The 13,368-nt window shown below is 67.4% G+C and carries 13 protein-coding genes and 1 tRNA gene; 6 read left to right on the top strand and 8 right to left on the bottom strand.

Translation table 11 applies throughout. From position 1 onward, the window contains the following. Positions 1-26 precede the first annotated feature (26 nt). On the top strand, positions 27-995 hold the full coding sequence (locus LQD00_RS20955) for an AraC family transcriptional regulator (protein WP_232719245.1): 969 nt from the start codon (positions 27-29) through the stop codon (positions 993-995). Between the two features lie 90 nt (positions 996-1,085). On the opposite strand, the gene LQD00_RS20950 is transcribed toward LQD00_RS20955, so the two are convergent. Together LQD00_RS20950 and glmU are read right to left on the bottom strand one after the other, a co-directional pair. After that, positions 1,086-2,063, bottom strand: coding sequence for a ribose-phosphate diphosphokinase (locus LQD00_RS20950; protein WP_232719244.1), 978 nt, complete (start codon positions 2,061-2,063; stop codon positions 1,086-1,088). Between the two features lie 74 nt (positions 2,064-2,137). Beyond that, positions 2,138-3,622 carry a bifunctional UDP-N-acetylglucosamine diphosphorylase/glucosamine-1-phosphate N-acetyltransferase GlmU gene (glmU, locus tag LQD00_RS20945; protein WP_232719265.1) on the bottom strand — a complete coding sequence of 495 codons (1,485 nt, stop codon included), beginning with the start codon at positions 3,620-3,622 and terminating at the stop codon, positions 2,138-2,140. Between the two features lie 278 nt (positions 3,623-3,900). Here glmU and fabG point away from each other — a divergent pair, with 278 nt between their 5' ends. Then, complete coding sequence (gene fabG, locus LQD00_RS20940) at positions 3,901-4,656, top strand: 3-oxoacyl-ACP reductase FabG (protein WP_232719243.1); 756 nt, start codon at positions 3,901-3,903, stop codon at positions 4,654-4,656. A 123-nt stretch (positions 4,657-4,779) separates the two neighbouring features. Then, positions 4,780-4,851 (top strand) — tRNA-Gln (locus tag LQD00_RS20935). 22 nt (positions 4,852-4,873) lie between these two features. Here LQD00_RS20935 and LQD00_RS20930 read toward each other — a convergent pair. From LQD00_RS20930 to LQD00_RS20915, 4 genes are read right to left on the bottom strand one after another with little or no spacing between them, the layout of a single operon-like run. Beyond that, positions 4,874-5,842, bottom strand: coding sequence for a glycine betaine ABC transporter substrate-binding protein (locus LQD00_RS20930; RefSeq protein ID WP_232719242.1), 969 nt, complete (start codon positions 5,840-5,842; stop codon positions 4,874-4,876). Beyond that, entirely contained in the window at positions 5,839-6,654 is an 816-nt protein-coding gene (locus LQD00_RS20925; protein WP_232719241.1) for an ABC transporter permease, read from the bottom strand. Before LQD00_RS20925 ends, LQD00_RS20930 begins: the two co-directional genes overlap by 4 nt. Beyond that, the gene (locus tag LQD00_RS20920) at positions 6,651-7,964 is read right to left on the bottom strand and encodes an ATP-binding cassette domain-containing protein (protein WP_232719240.1); all 1,314 of its coding nucleotides are present in this window, start codon (positions 7,962-7,964) and stop codon (positions 6,651-6,653) included. The genes LQD00_RS20925 and LQD00_RS20920 overlap by 4 nt, the downstream gene beginning before the upstream one ends. Next, a complete protein-coding gene (locus LQD00_RS20915; RefSeq protein ID WP_006867432.1) occupies positions 7,961-8,605 on the bottom strand; it encodes an ABC transporter permease in 645 nt (214 codons plus the stop codon). The genes LQD00_RS20920 and LQD00_RS20915 overlap by 4 nt, the downstream gene beginning before the upstream one ends. A 198-nt stretch (positions 8,606-8,803) precedes the next feature. On the opposite strand from LQD00_RS20915, the gene LQD00_RS20910 reads away from it, so the two are divergent. Together LQD00_RS20910 and LQD00_RS20905 are read left to right on the top strand one after the other, a co-directional pair. Continuing rightward, on the top strand, positions 8,804-9,469 hold the full coding sequence (locus LQD00_RS20910; protein WP_232719239.1) for a vitamin K epoxide reductase family protein: 666 nt from the start codon (positions 8,804-8,806) through the stop codon (positions 9,467-9,469). 92 nt (positions 9,470-9,561) lie between these two features. Then, complete coding sequence (locus tag LQD00_RS20905; RefSeq protein WP_232719238.1) at positions 9,562-10,263, top strand: TetR/AcrR family transcriptional regulator; 702 nt, start codon at positions 9,562-9,564, stop codon at positions 10,261-10,263. Here the strand turns inward: LQD00_RS20905 and LQD00_RS20900 are convergent. Then, positions 10,260-11,054, bottom strand: coding sequence for a dioxygenase family protein (locus LQD00_RS20900; protein ID WP_232719237.1), 795 nt, complete (start codon positions 11,052-11,054; stop codon positions 10,260-10,262). The two genes, LQD00_RS20905 and LQD00_RS20900, sit on opposite strands and share 4 nt — an antisense overlap. Positions 11,055-11,208: 154 nt before the next feature. Between LQD00_RS20900 and LQD00_RS20895 the strand changes: the two genes are divergently transcribed. Beyond that, positions 11,209-12,792: a cation:proton antiporter family protein gene (locus LQD00_RS20895; RefSeq protein WP_232719236.1), complete on the top strand. Its 1,584-nt coding sequence runs from the start codon at positions 11,209-11,211 to the stop codon at positions 12,790-12,792. Positions 12,793-12,798: 6 nt separating this feature from the next. On the opposite strand, the gene LQD00_RS20890 is transcribed toward LQD00_RS20895, so the two are convergent. Beyond that, complete coding sequence (locus LQD00_RS20890; protein ID WP_232719235.1) at positions 12,799-13,356, bottom strand: GNAT family N-acetyltransferase; 558 nt, start codon at positions 13,354-13,356, stop codon at positions 12,799-12,801. Positions 13,357-13,368 lie beyond the last annotated feature (12 nt).

Below are 13,368 nucleotides of genomic sequence, written 5' to 3'. Positions count from 1 at the left end.
CGGGGACCGACCACGCAGGGGGATCGATGTCGCAGCAGACACCGACGCCCCGTCGCGTCGTGGAGTCGGGGATCGCGGACTGGGACGAGGTCCACGAGGTCGTCGCAGATGCGTACTTCCCGCATGAGCTGCGCCCGCTGTCCCGTGACGACGCCTCGAACTATCGACTGGAATCGACGGCCATCGGCTCGACGGTGCTCGCGCGGATCGGCTTCGGCGCGGATGTCTCGATCGACTCCGACCATCCTGGGGCGTGGGCCATCAACATCCCGTTGTCCGGCAGCATCGCCTCGGTGACCGACGGCCGGGAGATCGTCTCCGAACCGGGGCAGGCGACACTCAACCCGCCCGACACCCCGACAGTCATCACCAACTGGAGCAAGACCTGCGAGATCATCGGTTTCAAGGTCGAGCGCGACTATCTGCAGCGCGAGATCGACCGGATCGCCGGACGGCCCGGCCGATCGCTGACCCGGCAACTCGACCTGCGGACCGGGGCCGGTGCCGAATGGTTGGGACTGATGCGGTCGGCGCGCCAGCAGGTCGCGCAGTGTGACAGCATCCTGCTGCGCAACCCGCGGATGGCCGAGCAGCTTGGCGGAATGCTCACCACCGCACTGGTTCTCGCGGCGCTACCCGAGACCGACGATCCGCTGGCCGGCACCCGGCCGCGCATGGTCAAGCGCGTCATCGACGCCATCCACGCCGACCCGGCACGACCGTGGACCGTGGGTGAACTGGCGGAGATCGGGACGGTCAGCGCCCGCCGCCTGCAGCAGGGTTTCCGCGAATGCGTGGGGATGAGCCCGATGGAGTACGTGCTCGACGTCCGGCTCGAATGCATCCACAACGACCTGCTGACCTGCGGCGGCACCTCGACCGTCACCGACATCTCGACTCGCTGGGGCGTCATGCACACCGGCCGCTTCGCCGCCGCCTACCGACGCAAGTACGGCGTCGCGCCGTCGGAGACCCGGCGGATGGCCGGAGCCTAGCCGGTGCGACCTCATTTCGCCCCCACCAAAACACCGCGCCCGGATGTTCGCGAGAACATCCGGGCGCGGTGGTGAGAGGGGCTGAGAAGACTAGGCGATACCGTCGAACAGGCTTGTGACCGAGCCGTTTTCGAAGACCTCGCGGATCGTCTGTGCGAGCAGCGGGGCGATCGACAGGACGGTCAGGTTCTCGAAACGCTTCTCGGGCGGGATGGGCAGCGTGTCGGTCGCGATGACCTCCTTGGCGCCGCAGCCGGCGAGACGCTCGGCGGCCGGGTCGGAGAAGACGCCGTGGGTGGTGGCGATGATGACGTCGCCGGCACCGGCCTCCTTGAGGACGCGGACCGCGCCGGCGATGGTGCCGCCGGTGTCGATCATGTCGTCGATCAGGACACAGGTGCGTCCCTCGACCTCACCGACCACGCGGTTCGACTTGACCTGGTTGGGAACCAGCGGGTCGCGGGTCTTGTGGATGAAGGCCAGGGGAGCGCCGCTGAGGGCGTCGGCCCACTTCTCGGCGACGCGCACGCGACCGGAGTCCGGCGACACGACGGTCACGTTGTCGGTGCCGTAGTTGTCGCAGACGTAGCCGGCGAGCTGGCCGAGGGCGTGCATGTGGTCGACGGGACCGTCGAAGAAGCCCTGGATCTGGTCGGTGTGCAGGTCGACCGTGATGATGCGGTCGGCGCCCGCGGTCTTGAGCAGGTCGGCGATGAGGCGGGCCGAGATGGGCTCGCGTCCGCGGTGCTTCTTGTCCTGGCGGGCGTAGGGGTAGAACGGCAGGATCACGCTGATGCGCTTGGCCGAACCACGCTTGAGCGCATCGATCATGATCAGGGCTTCCATGACCCACTGGTTCAGCGGGTAGGGGCAGCTCTGCAGCACGAACGCGTCCGAGCCGCGAACGGACTCCTCGAAACGGACGAACAGCTCGCCGTTGGCGAAGTCGCGTGCCGTCTGGGGGGTCACCTTGATGCCCAGTTCTTCGGCGACTGCTTCAGCCAGTTCGGGGTGGGCACGACCAGAGAACAGCATCAGGTTCTTCTGGTTGTCGGTGGTCCAGGTCATGAAAACTCTTCTGTCCGTTTCGGTTTCGATCAGTTGGGGCGTCCTGCCGCGAACGGCAGGGGTTTTCGGGTCCGCTAGGCGGGCCCGGAGTCCTTGTCGCGTGCCGCAGAGGCGTTGCCGAGTGCCTCGATGGCTGCCTGTGCCGCCGCGGTGTCGGGCCGCTTGCGCACGACCCAGTCCTCGATGACACGTTGTGTTCCCGCCGAGACCGCGAGGGCTCCCGGCGGTACATTTTGCCGCACGACGGTTCCGGCGCCGGTATATGCCCCGTCACCGATGCTCACCGGGGCGACGAACATGTTGTCCGAGCCGGTGCGGCAGTGGTCGCCGATCACCGTGCGGTGCTTGTTCACGCCGTCGTAGTTGACGAAAACGCTCGACGCCCCGATGTTCGTGTGCTCGCCGATCGTGGCGTCGCCGACGTAGGTGAGGTGCGGGACCTTGGAGCCGTCGCCGATCGTCGAGTTCTTGGTCTCCACGAAGGTCCCGATCTTGCCCGCGACGCCCAGCACGGTGCCCGGGCGCAGGTAGGCGAACGGACCGACCGAGGCGCTGCCGCCGATGACGGCGTCGCTGCCGTGGGTGCGGATGACATGGGCGCCCTCGCCGATCGTGACGTCGGTGAGCGTGGTGTCGGGCCCGACGACCGCGTCGGCGGCGACGTGGGTACGGCCGTAGAGCTGGGTGCCGGGTTCGATGCGCACATCCGGTTCGATCGTCACGTCGATGTCGATCCAGGTGGTGGCCGGGTCGACGACGGTGACGCCGTCGACCTGGTGGCGGCGGATGATCCGGCGGTTGAGCTCGGCGCCGAGGTCGGCGAGCTGCGCGCGGTCGTTGCAGCCGGCGACGAGCACGGGATCGGCGACGGTGAACCCGCGGACGGCCTGGCCGGCCTCGCGGGCGATCTCGACGATGTCGGTGAGGTAGAACTCGCCCTGGACGTTGTCGGTCGACAGCTTCGACAGTCCGTCCCGCAGCGCGGTGGCGTCGACGGCGTAGACGCCGGCGTTGACCTCGGTGATGGCCCGCTGCTCGGGAGATGCGTCCTTGTGTTCGACGATGGCGCGCACCGAGTCGTCGTCGGCGCGGATGATGCGTCCGTAACCGGTCGGGTCGTCGGCGATGAAGCTGGTGAGGGTGACCGCGGCGCCGCCGTCGGCGGTGTGGGTCCCGATGAGGCCGCGGAGGGTGTCGGCGTCGAGGAGCGGGACGTCGGCGGCGGTGACGATGACGGTTCCGTCGAAGTCGTCGGGGAGTGCGGTGAGTCCGACGCGGGCGGCGTCGCCGGTGCCGCGCGGCTCGTCCTGCTCGGCGATCGCGATTTCGCGGCCCAGTGCGGTGGCGAGGTCGGCGACGGCTGCGGAGACCAGCTCACGCTCGTGGCTGACCACGACGACGAGGTGCTCGGGATCGATGCCCGAGGTGCCGTGGAGCGAGTGGCCCAGGAGTGATCGGCCGGCAATCGTATGGAGGATTTTGGGGGTCTTGGACTTCATCCGGGTACCGGCACCCGCGGCCAGCACGATCACGGCCACAGATGACGACGTTCCCGACATCGAATGCCCACCCTCTTCCTGATCGGTGTTCACGTCGGGTGCGATCCTACGCACCGGTACTGCGGTTCCGATAACGCGCCGCACCGATTCTCGCTGAATGCGGCGCCGTCACGTGATGGAACACACGTCTTCGGACCTCACCTGATAGAACACAGGGGACCGCGTTTCCCCGAGCGTTCGATCGGCGCGCCTTGGGCGTTCGGCTTCGACGCGCAGGCGGGGAGCGGACCAGCGCGGGCCGGGCGACCGGCCCGCACACCTGACCAACGGAGGTATGAATGAGCACGCAGAAGACCGCGATCGTCACCGGCGCGGCACGGGGCATCGGTGCTGCCGTGGCCAAGCGACTCGCCGACGACGGCCTCGCCGTGGCCGTCCTGGACCTCGACGCCGACGCCTGCGCCGACACCGTCAAGGCCATCACCGACAAGGGCGGCAAGGCCATCGCCGTCGGTGCGAACGTCGCCGACGAGGCGTCGGTCCAGGCCGCCGTCGAGAAGGTCGCTGCCGAGCTCGGTGGACCGACCGTCGTCGTCAACAACGCCGGCATCACCCGCGACAACCTGCTGTTCAAGATGACCGTCGAGGACTGGGACGCCGTCATGGCCGTCCACCTGCGCGGTGCCTTCAACGTCACCAAGGCGGCCCAGAAGTACATGGTCGACGCCGGCTGGGGTCGCATCGTCAACCTGTCGAGCACCTCGGCTCTCGGCAACCGCGGCCAGGTCAACTACTCGGCCGCCAAGGCCGGCATGCAGGGCTTCACCAAGACCCTGGCCATCGAGCTGGGCAAGTTCGGCGTCACCGCCAACGCCATCGCCCCCGGCTTCATCGAGACCGAGATGACCGCCGCCACCGCCGAGCGCGTCGGCGTGCCCTTCGAGGACTTCAAGAAGGCCGCCGCCGCCCAGATCCCGGTGAACCGCGTCGGCGTCCCCGAGGACATCGCCCACACCGCGTCGTTCTTCATCAGCGAGGGCGCGGGCTTCGTCTCCGGACAGGTCGTCTACGTCGCCGGCGGCCCGAAGGACTGACCCCCAGACGTCATCTCGACGCCGCGACCTCGATCGAAGTCGCGGCGTCGAAATGAGGTCTTGCTGACGAGAGTGCCCGGGTCGGTGCGCCGCGGGCCTGTGGCACAATCGTCAGCGCAGTATTCCCCCATGGTGTAATCGGCAACACTTCTGATTTTGGTTCAGGCATTCCAGGTTCGAGTCCTGGTGGGGGAGCTCTCGCGAAGCGTGTGCGCCGCTAGGCGATGAACCCCTCTTCCTTCAGCCAGTCGTAGGCGACGTCGGCGGGGTCTTCGCCGTCGATGTCGATGCGGCCGTTGAGTTCCTGCATCACCGAGTCGGTCAGCTTGGTCGACACCGGCGCCATCAGTTCGGCGATCTCCGGCGCCTGCTCGTTGAGCTTGGTGCTGACGACGACGCATCCGCTGTACGGCAGGAAGAACTTCCGGTCGTCCTCGAGGACTGTGAGATCCAGGTTCTTGATCCGACCGTCCGTCGAGTACACCATGCCGAAATTGCAGGGTTCGCTCTTGGCCGTCGAGGTGTACACGACACCGGAGTCCATGGTGGTCACGTTATTCTTCGGCACACCGTTGGGCGTGCCGAGTGGCATGTCGTAGGCCTTCAGCATCGGGATCATCCCGTCGGCGCGGCTCAGGAACTCGTCATTGATGCAGAACGTCCGCTCGGACACGGGGAGCTTCGTGATGTCCGACATCGTCTTCACGTCGAGACGCTTCGCCGTGGGCGCCGACGCCGCGAACGCGTAGGTGTTGTTGAACGACGCCGGCGGCAGCCACTCGGCGCCGTTGGCGCGGTCGGCGTCGCGGACCCGCTTCCACAGCTCGTTCGGGTCGGAGATGGTCTCCGTCTCGCCCAGGTAGGTCTGCCAGGCGGTACCGGTGTACTCCCACAGGATGTCGGCGTCACCGTTGAGCAGCGCCTGCCGTGAGGACATCGAACCCGGTGCGTTGGTGAGGTCCTCGACCGCAGCACCCGCCGCGCCGAGGTAGGTCGCGGTGATCTTGCCCAACAGAACCGATTCGGTGAAGTTCTTCGACGTGACCCGGACCTTGGTGCCCTCCAGGGGCGTCGACCCGTCGGTGAGGAAGGCCTCGCGGAAGGTGCCCGACGAGCTGACCAGCCCGCAGCCCGCGACCACCACCATGAGCATCGCCGTGACGACGGCCAGGACGGACTTTCTCATGAGATTCCTCGCGGTGTCGCGGCCAGTTCGACGAGCCGTCCGAGCCAGTCGATCGTCATCGCCAGGAGTGCGACCAGAATCGCGCCGGCGACGAGCAGTTTCGGCAGGAACAGGGTGATGCCGGTGGTGATGAGCGTGCCGAGGCTCGTCGCACCGATGAACGTGCTCAGGGTCGCGGTACCGACCAGGATGACCAGCGCGGTGCGCACGCCGTTCAGGATCACCGGAACAGCGAGCGGCAGCTCGACCTGGAAAAGCGTTCGTGCCGCGGACAATCCGATGCCGCGGGAGGCCTCGACCGTCCGCTGGTCGACCTGGCGCAGACCGACGATCGTGTTCTGCAGGATCGGGAGCACGGCGTAGACGACGAGACCGACGACCGCCGTGTTGAAGCCGGTGCCGAGCCAGAATGTGAACAACACCAGCAGACCGATGGCGGGGGCCGCCTGCCCGATGTTGGCGATGTTGACCGCAATCGGGTTGAGCCACTTCAGGGATGGGCGGGTCAGAGCGATGCCGAGCGGGATCGCGATGCACACCACGATCACGGTGGCGGTGAGCGTGAGCTGGATGTGGTCGAGGATCGTCGACCGTAGGGCCGGCCACGACATCGAGGCGCTCTCGGTTTCGGTGAACGTGGTGCGCTGGTACCAGATCAGGAACCCGACGCCGATGACGATGATCACCAGGGGTTCGAACCAGACATCGATGGGCACCTTCGCGAACCGGCGCCGGAAACCATTGCGCGGTGGTTGGACCGGTGCCTCTGACGCCGCGGTGACCCGCGCGGACTCGTCGGCGACGGCGGTCATCGTTCGGCGCTCGGTTCGGCGGGCGCGGACTCGTCGTCGGCCGCGACGACCGGGGTCTCGGCAGGCGCGGTTCCCTCGGTGTGGTCGAGGTAGCCGACGTGGTCGTCGTCGCGGACATCCGCGAGCTGTCCGCGGATCGCCTCCATCACCGACGCGATGTTCAGCGCGCCGATCGCCGCGCCGCGTCCGTCGGTGACGAGGACGCCGCCCTGGCTGGTGGCGAGCATCGAGTCGAGGGCGTCGTTGAGCGTCGACGACTGTGCGACGACGGGCAACCGCGGGTCGAGGTAGTCCGACACCTCGGGTTTGGCGGCAACCTCGGCGATGCTCGGCCAAGCGCGCGGCCGGCCGTGATCGTCGACGACGACCAGCCACTCCTCGCCGGCGGCCCGGGCGCGGGCGACGACGCCGCCGGACGATTCGCCGACACGGGCGGTGACCACCTGCTTGAACTCGACGTCGCGCACGCGGGTGAGGGTCAGGTGGGCCAGTGTCGCGCCGGAACCGACGAACTCCTCGACGAACGGGCTGGCCGGGTTGGCGAGGATCTCCTCCGGCGGGGCGAACTGTTCGATGTGTCCGCCCTCGGAGAGGATGAGGACCTTGTCGCCGAGTTTGGTGGCCTCTTCGAAATCGTGGGTGACGACGACGATCGTCTTACCCAGCTCGTGCTGGATGGCGATGAGCTTGTCCTGCAGGCGGGCTCGTGTGATGGGGTCGACGGCGCCGAACGGTTCGTCCATCAGGAGGACGGGCGGGTCGGCCGCCAGCGCACGGGCCACGCCGACGCGCTGCTGCTGACCGCCGGACATGTCCTTGGGTAGGCGGTCGGCGAAGGTCGCGGCGTCGAGTCCGACCAGGTCCATGAGGTATTCGGTGCGCTCGGCGATGCGTTTCTTGTCCCACTTGAGGATTCGCGGGATGGTGCCGATGTTCTTGCTGACCGACCAGTGGGGGAAGAGTCCGCCGGACTGGATGACGTAACCGATGGATTGGCGGAGCTTGTCCGGGTTCTCCTCGGTCACATCGCGTCCGCCGATGTAGATCCGGCCTTCGGTGGGCTCGATGAGCCGGTTGATCATCTTGAGGGTCGTGGTCTTGCCGCAACCCGACGGGCCGACGAAGGCGACGATGTCACCGGCGTCGATCTCTAGGTCGAGTTGTGCGACCGCGGGCTTGGACTGGCCCCGGTAGCGCTTGACGACGCCTTCGAGGCGGATCGATTCGCCGGTGACGACGCGACCGTTGGCGCCGGACGACGGTTGGCCGGTCGGGGTTTTCGACGACGGGGCGGTGGTGGAGTCGGTCATGAGAGTCCCTTGGAGATGGTGAGTCGGCCGAGCAGAACCAGGAGAGCATCGAAGACGAGCGCGATGATGACGATGAGAAGCGTTCCGGCCAGCGCTGATTCGAGGGCGTTCGCGCCTCCGAGTCGTGCGAGGCCGTTGAAGATCAGCGATCCCAGGCCGGGGCCGAGGACGTAGGCGACGATCGCCGCGACGCCGACGATCATCTGCGTGGACACCCGGATTCCGGTCAGGATCACCGGCCACGCGATCGGTAGTTCGACCGTCAGCAGGATGCGCCAGCGTGAAAGTCCGATGCCGCGGGCGGATTCGACGACCGAGGGCGGCACCGAACGCAAGCCGACCACCGCGTTGCCGATCACCGGGAGCATCGCGAAGAACGCGAGCATCAGGAACGACGGTGTCACGCCGAGCCCGAACGGGACGATCAACAGCGCGAGCAGGGCGAGCGACGGAATCGTCAGCGCCACACGACTGGACGTCAAGGTGAGTGCCGAGGCCAGCGGGAGCCGGTAGACCAGCGCGGCGACCGCGATGGCGACGAGGGTGCCGACCAGCACGGTCTGGAAGGACAGCGACGCATGTTGGTACGTCAAGAACGTGAGGGAGCGAGCGTTGTCGCCGATGTAATCCCACAATTGCACGGTTGTGTTCCCATCCCCATTTTGGTGAATGCGACATTACGCATCGACGTGAGCCGGTGCCGACATTTGTCGGATCACGCGTGCCTTTACCCTCACCGTGGGCGGATAACCCTCCACCGGTTGCGTTCGGCCACAGTCGGCACGATTCCGCGCACGTCGACCGGCGGTGACCACTCCGGGCGGTGTCATCCTGGAGAGGTGAGTGAGAGCGCCCCCGCCGATGCGACACCGACCACGACCGAGCTCGACCCGGACGACGACCGGGCCCTTCTCGCCGAAGCCGTCCGTTCCTGGACGCGGATCGTCGCCTGGGTCCTGACCGTCGGCGGCGCGATCGGCTTCGTGGCGTCGTTCGTGCTCACCGTCGAACGGATCGAACTCTTCAAGAACCCCGATTACGTGCCGTCGTGCAACTTCAACCCGGTCCTGAGCTGCGGGTCGGTGATGGGCAAACCGCAGGCCGCCCTGTTCGGGTTCCCGAACCCGTTGCTGGGCATCGCCGGTTTCGCCGTGGTGATCACCACCGGCGTGGCGATCCTCGCGGGTGCTCGTCTCGCGGGCTGGTACTGGGCGGGACTGCAGGTCGGCGTGACCGCGGCGATGACCTTCATCTGCTGGTTGATCTACTCGAGCCTCTACTCGATCGGCGCGCTGTGCCCGTACTGCATGGTCGTGTGGGCGGTGACCCTGCCGATCTTCGTCTTCGTCAGCGTGCGCAACCTCCACGCGAGCGGCCTGACCTCGCGATCCGGGGTGGCACTCGCGGTCGCCCGCAGCCACGCCCTGATCCTGGTGCTCTTCGTGGCGGTCGTGATCGTGCTCATCGCGGTGCGCTTCTGGTCGTACTGGTCGAGCCTGTACTGAGGGTGGATCAGGGAGCAGAGACGCTCGCACCTCAGGGAGCGAAAGTGGCGCAACATTCGTGATTCTGCGGCGTCTCGTCCTAGGCTTGGCGCATGGCGATCGGACGTCCGGCGGAGGGTGCGGCCGAGGTGCAGCGCGCACCCCGGGCGCGGATGACCGGTGCACAGAGGCGGTTACAGCTGATCGAGGTGGCGCGCGGACTGTTCGCCGAACGCGGTTACGAGGGCACCTCCATCGAGGAGATCGCGCAGCGCGCAGGCGTTTCCAAGCCGATCGTGTACGAACACTTCGGTGGCAAGGAAGGTCTCTATGCGGTCGTCGTCGACCGCGAGATGGAGACGCTGCTCGAGATGGTGACCGCCTCGCTGTCGAAGAACCGGTCGTTGTACCGCATCCAGCAGGTCGCGCTCGCGTTGCTCACCTACATGGAGGAGCGCACGGACGGGTTCCGCATCCTCGTCCGCGGCGACAGCACCGCGTCGACCGGTGAAACGGCCACCTACTCAAGTCTTCTCAACGACGCGGTGAGCCAGGTCGAACACATCCTGGCCGGCGACTTCGAACGCCGCGGCTTCGATCCCGCCCTCGCCCCGCTCTACGCGCAGGCCCTCGTGGGCATGGTGTCGTCTACGGCCCAGTGGTGGCTCGACGTCCGGGAACCGTCGAAGGAGGTCGTCGCCGCCCATCTGGTGAACCTCTGCTGGAACGGCCTGACCCGCCTCGACCCGTCACCGGACCTCGTCGGTCCCGACTACGTCGAACCCCGCGAGCGGACGACGGCCGAGGACGGTTAGGCGAGCACCAGGCTCCGCTTGGACAGCCCCATCCAGAACCCGTCGATGACCTGATCCGGGCGCTGTTCGACGTCGTCGCTCGCGCCGAGCGCGACGAACAGCGGCGCGAAGTGTTCGATCGTCGGATGTGCGTACGGCATGCCGGGTGCGGTCTGCCGAAAGCGGATGAGCGACTCCACATCTCCGGCGGCGAACCGTTCGGCAGCCCATGAGTCGAACTCGGCCGACCAGCTCGGGGGAGTCGCCTCCGGTCGCCAGTCGCGCAGGAACGGCAGGCCATGGGTGGTGAAACCGGACCCGATGATCAGGACGCCCTCGTCACGCAGCGGTGTGAGGCGTCGGCCCAGTTCGAGCAGCCGCTCGGGGTCGAGGGTCGGCAGGGAGATCTGCAGGACCGGGATGTCCGCCTCGGGATACATGACGGTCATCGGCACGTAGGCGCCGTGGTCGAGGCGACGGTTGGGGTCGTGGGCGATCGGTTCGCCGTCGGGCATCATCGCGGCGACGCGTCGGGCCAGTTCAGGCGCGCCGGGCGACCGGTACCGGACGCGGTAGTACTTCTCCGGGAAGCCGCCGAAGTCATAGGTCAGCGGCGTCCGGGAGTCGGTGGAGCCGATGGTCAGGGGTGCCGCCTCCCAGTGCGCGGACACGATGAGGATCGCCGTCGGACGGGCGAGCTCGCCGGCAAGCTTCTCCAGCTGGCGGACCCAGGTGGGGCTGTCGACGAGCGGCGGGGCGCCGTGGGACAGGAAAAGCGCGGGTTGCCGGGTGGGGGAGTTCGAGCTGGGCATGCCCGATCTTAACCGGACTACGGTCCGTTTCGTTCCCGAGGGCCGCGGAGGACGGGGAATCGGCGTGCCGCCCACGTCGTCTCGCACACGGCGATAACGTTCGAGACATCCCCGGCGGCGGCTCGCGGCCCAGAGCGGAAGGGACTCCCGGCACGTGGAGACCGTCGGCATCTATCTCGTCGTCATCTTCGGATGTGGCTTCCTGGCGCGACTGGTCCGTCTGCCGACGCTGGTCGGGTACCTGGCGGCAGGCTTCATCCTGCACTCGCCGGGCATCGACGACCTGCCGATCATCGACACGCTCGCAGATCTGGGCGTGACGATCCTGTTGTTCACCATCGGTCTCAAACTCGATCTGCGAATGCTCTACCGGCGCGAGGTCTTCCTCACCACCGGGATCAATCTCGGGGTGCTCCTCGGCCTCACCACCGGCTTCCTTGGACTGCTCTCGGTGCTCGGCGTCGAGATGCTGGCGGGCGAGTCGTGGAAGACGCTCGCCCTGCTCGGTTTCGCGTTGTCGTTCTCGAGCACGGTCTTCGTGGTCCAGGTCCTCGACGAACGCTCGGAGTCCCACTCCCTCTACGGCCGCATCGCCATCGGCATCCTGGTGCTGCAGGACGTCGTCGCCGTCGTCTATCTCACGGCGCGAAGCGGGGAGCCACCCAGCCCCTGGGCGTTCGCACTGCTGCTCCTGATCCCCGGCGCATGGATCGTCCGGCGACTCTGGAACCGCCTCGGGCACGGCGAACTCCAGACGCTCTTCGGCGTCACCATGGCGCTCGTGCCGGGGTACTGGCTGTTCGAGACCGTCGGCATCAAGGGCGACTTCGGCGCCATGGTGATCGGCGTCCTGCTGGCCTCGCATCCGCGAGCCGGTGAGCTGTCGCGCACGCTGTTCGGACTCCGCGAACTGCTCCTGGTCGGCTTCTTCGTCTCGATCGGCCTGCACGTGACGCCGACCCTCGACACCGTGCTCGTCGGCCTGGTCCTCGTGCTCCTCCTGCCGCTCGAGGCGGCGCTGTTCACCTTCGTGCTGGCCATGTTCGGTCTGCGCCGGCGAACCTCGATCCTGGCCGGGCTGGCGCTGGCGAACTTCTCCGAGTTCGGGCTCATCGTCATATCGAACGGCGTGAGCAACGACCTGCTCGACGACGACTGGCTGGTGGTCACCTCGGTCGCGGTCGCGGCGAGCTTCGTGTTCTCGACCCTCGTCAACCGTCGCGGTTCTAACCTGGTGGCTCGGCTCTCGGCATACGTCCCGAGAACGGCGGCCGCGAGCGCCCATCCCGACGACGCGCCGATCGACCTGGCGCCCGCCCGTGCGGTCGTCTTCGGTCTCGGCCGGGTGGGCAGCTCGGTCTGTAACCGGCTCGCCGACGAGTACGGACTGAACGTCGTCGGCGTCGAGAACGATCCCCTGAAGGTGGCGAACCTGCGCGGGCGAGGATTCCGCGTGATCGAGGCGGACGCGACCGAGACGGGCTTCTGGGAACGGTGCGAAGGGGTCTCCGACCTCGACATCCTCGTGATGGCCATGCCGTTCCACGGGTCCAATCTGGTGGCCCTCGACCGGGTGGAGGAACGGGACTTCGACGGCACCATCGCCGTCGTCGCCCAGTACGACGACGAACGCGACGAACTGCTCGGCCGCGGCGCCGACGTCGCCTTCCACATCTACGAGGGCACCGGCGTCGGTCTGGCCGACGCTGCCGCCGAGGCCGCGGGACTCGACCGCTGAGACTGACTACGAAGAGGGCTCCCAGAGGTCCTTCTGCATGTAGACGCAGTCGATCCACTGGTCGGCCTTGTGGCCGATCGACCGCAGACGCCCGACCTCGGTGAACCCGAACCGCGAGTGCAGGGCGATGGATCCCGCCCCACCGGTGGCCGCGATGACCGCGACGATCTGACGCACGTTGTCGCGATTCGCGCGGTCGAGCATCCCGGCCATCAGTGCCGATCCGACGCCGCGACCGCCGTAGCCCGGACGAACGTAGATCGAGTCCTCGGTGGACCGGTCGTACGCCGGCATCCCACGGAACGTGCCGAGGTAGGCGTAGCCGACGATCCGGTCGAGACCCGCCTCGTCGAGTGCTCGTGCCACCACGAACGGCCGTCCGGCGCCGGTGATCGCCGCGTACTTGGCGTGCCACTCGTCGAGCGTGGGCACGACGTAGTCGAAGGTCGCGACGGTGTGCTGCACGTAGTGCGCATAGATCTCGGCGACCGCCTCGAGATCGTCGATGGTGGCGTCGGACACCTGGACTCCGGCGGCGTCGACCACGGATTCGGGTTCGGTCATGCCGATGAGATT

The sequence above is a fragment of the Gordonia metallireducens genome (assembly GCF_021245825.1).
Lineage (GTDB): Bacteria > Actinomycetota > Actinomycetes > Mycobacteriales > Mycobacteriaceae > Gordonia > Gordonia namibiensis.
The sequence above is the reverse complement of the archived record's forward strand: the minus strand, read 5'-3'. Positions and strand labels throughout refer to the sequence as shown.

Excerpts from the sequence above, each read along its gene's own strand:
- LQD00_RS20955 (WP_232719245.1), top strand. The coding sequence starts at position 27 with ATGTCGCAGCAGACACCGACGCCCCGTCGCGTCGTGGAGTCGGGGATC.
- LQD00_RS20950 (WP_232719244.1), bottom strand. The coding sequence starts at position 2,063 with ATGACCTGGACCACCGACAACCAGAAGAACCTGATGCTGTTCTCTGGT.
- glmU (WP_232719265.1), bottom strand. The coding sequence starts at position 3,622 with ATGTCGGGAACGTCGTCATCTGTGGCCGTGATCGTGCTGGCCGCGGGT.
- fabG (WP_232719243.1), top strand. The coding sequence starts at position 3,901 with ATGAGCACGCAGAAGACCGCGATCGTCACCGGCGCGGCACGGGGCATC.
- LQD00_RS20930 (WP_232719242.1), bottom strand. The coding sequence starts at position 5,842 with ATGAGAAAGTCCGTCCTGGCCGTCGTCACGGCGATGCTCATGGTGGTG.
- LQD00_RS20925 (WP_232719241.1), bottom strand. The coding sequence starts at position 6,654 with ATGACCGCCGTCGCCGACGAGTCCGCGCGGGTCACCGCGGCGTCAGAG.
- LQD00_RS20920 (WP_232719240.1), bottom strand. The coding sequence starts at position 7,964 with ATGACCGACTCCACCACCGCCCCGTCGTCGAAAACCCCGACCGGCCAA.
- LQD00_RS20905 (WP_232719238.1), top strand. The coding sequence starts at position 9,562 with ATGGCGATCGGACGTCCGGCGGAGGGTGCGGCCGAGGTGCAGCGCGCA.
- LQD00_RS20900 (WP_232719237.1), bottom strand. The coding sequence starts at position 11,054 with ATGCCCAGCTCGAACTCCCCCACCCGGCAACCCGCGCTTTTCCTGTCC.
- LQD00_RS20890 (WP_232719235.1), bottom strand. The coding sequence starts at position 13,356 with ATGACCGAACCCGAATCCGTGGTCGACGCCGCCGGAGTCCAGGTGTCC.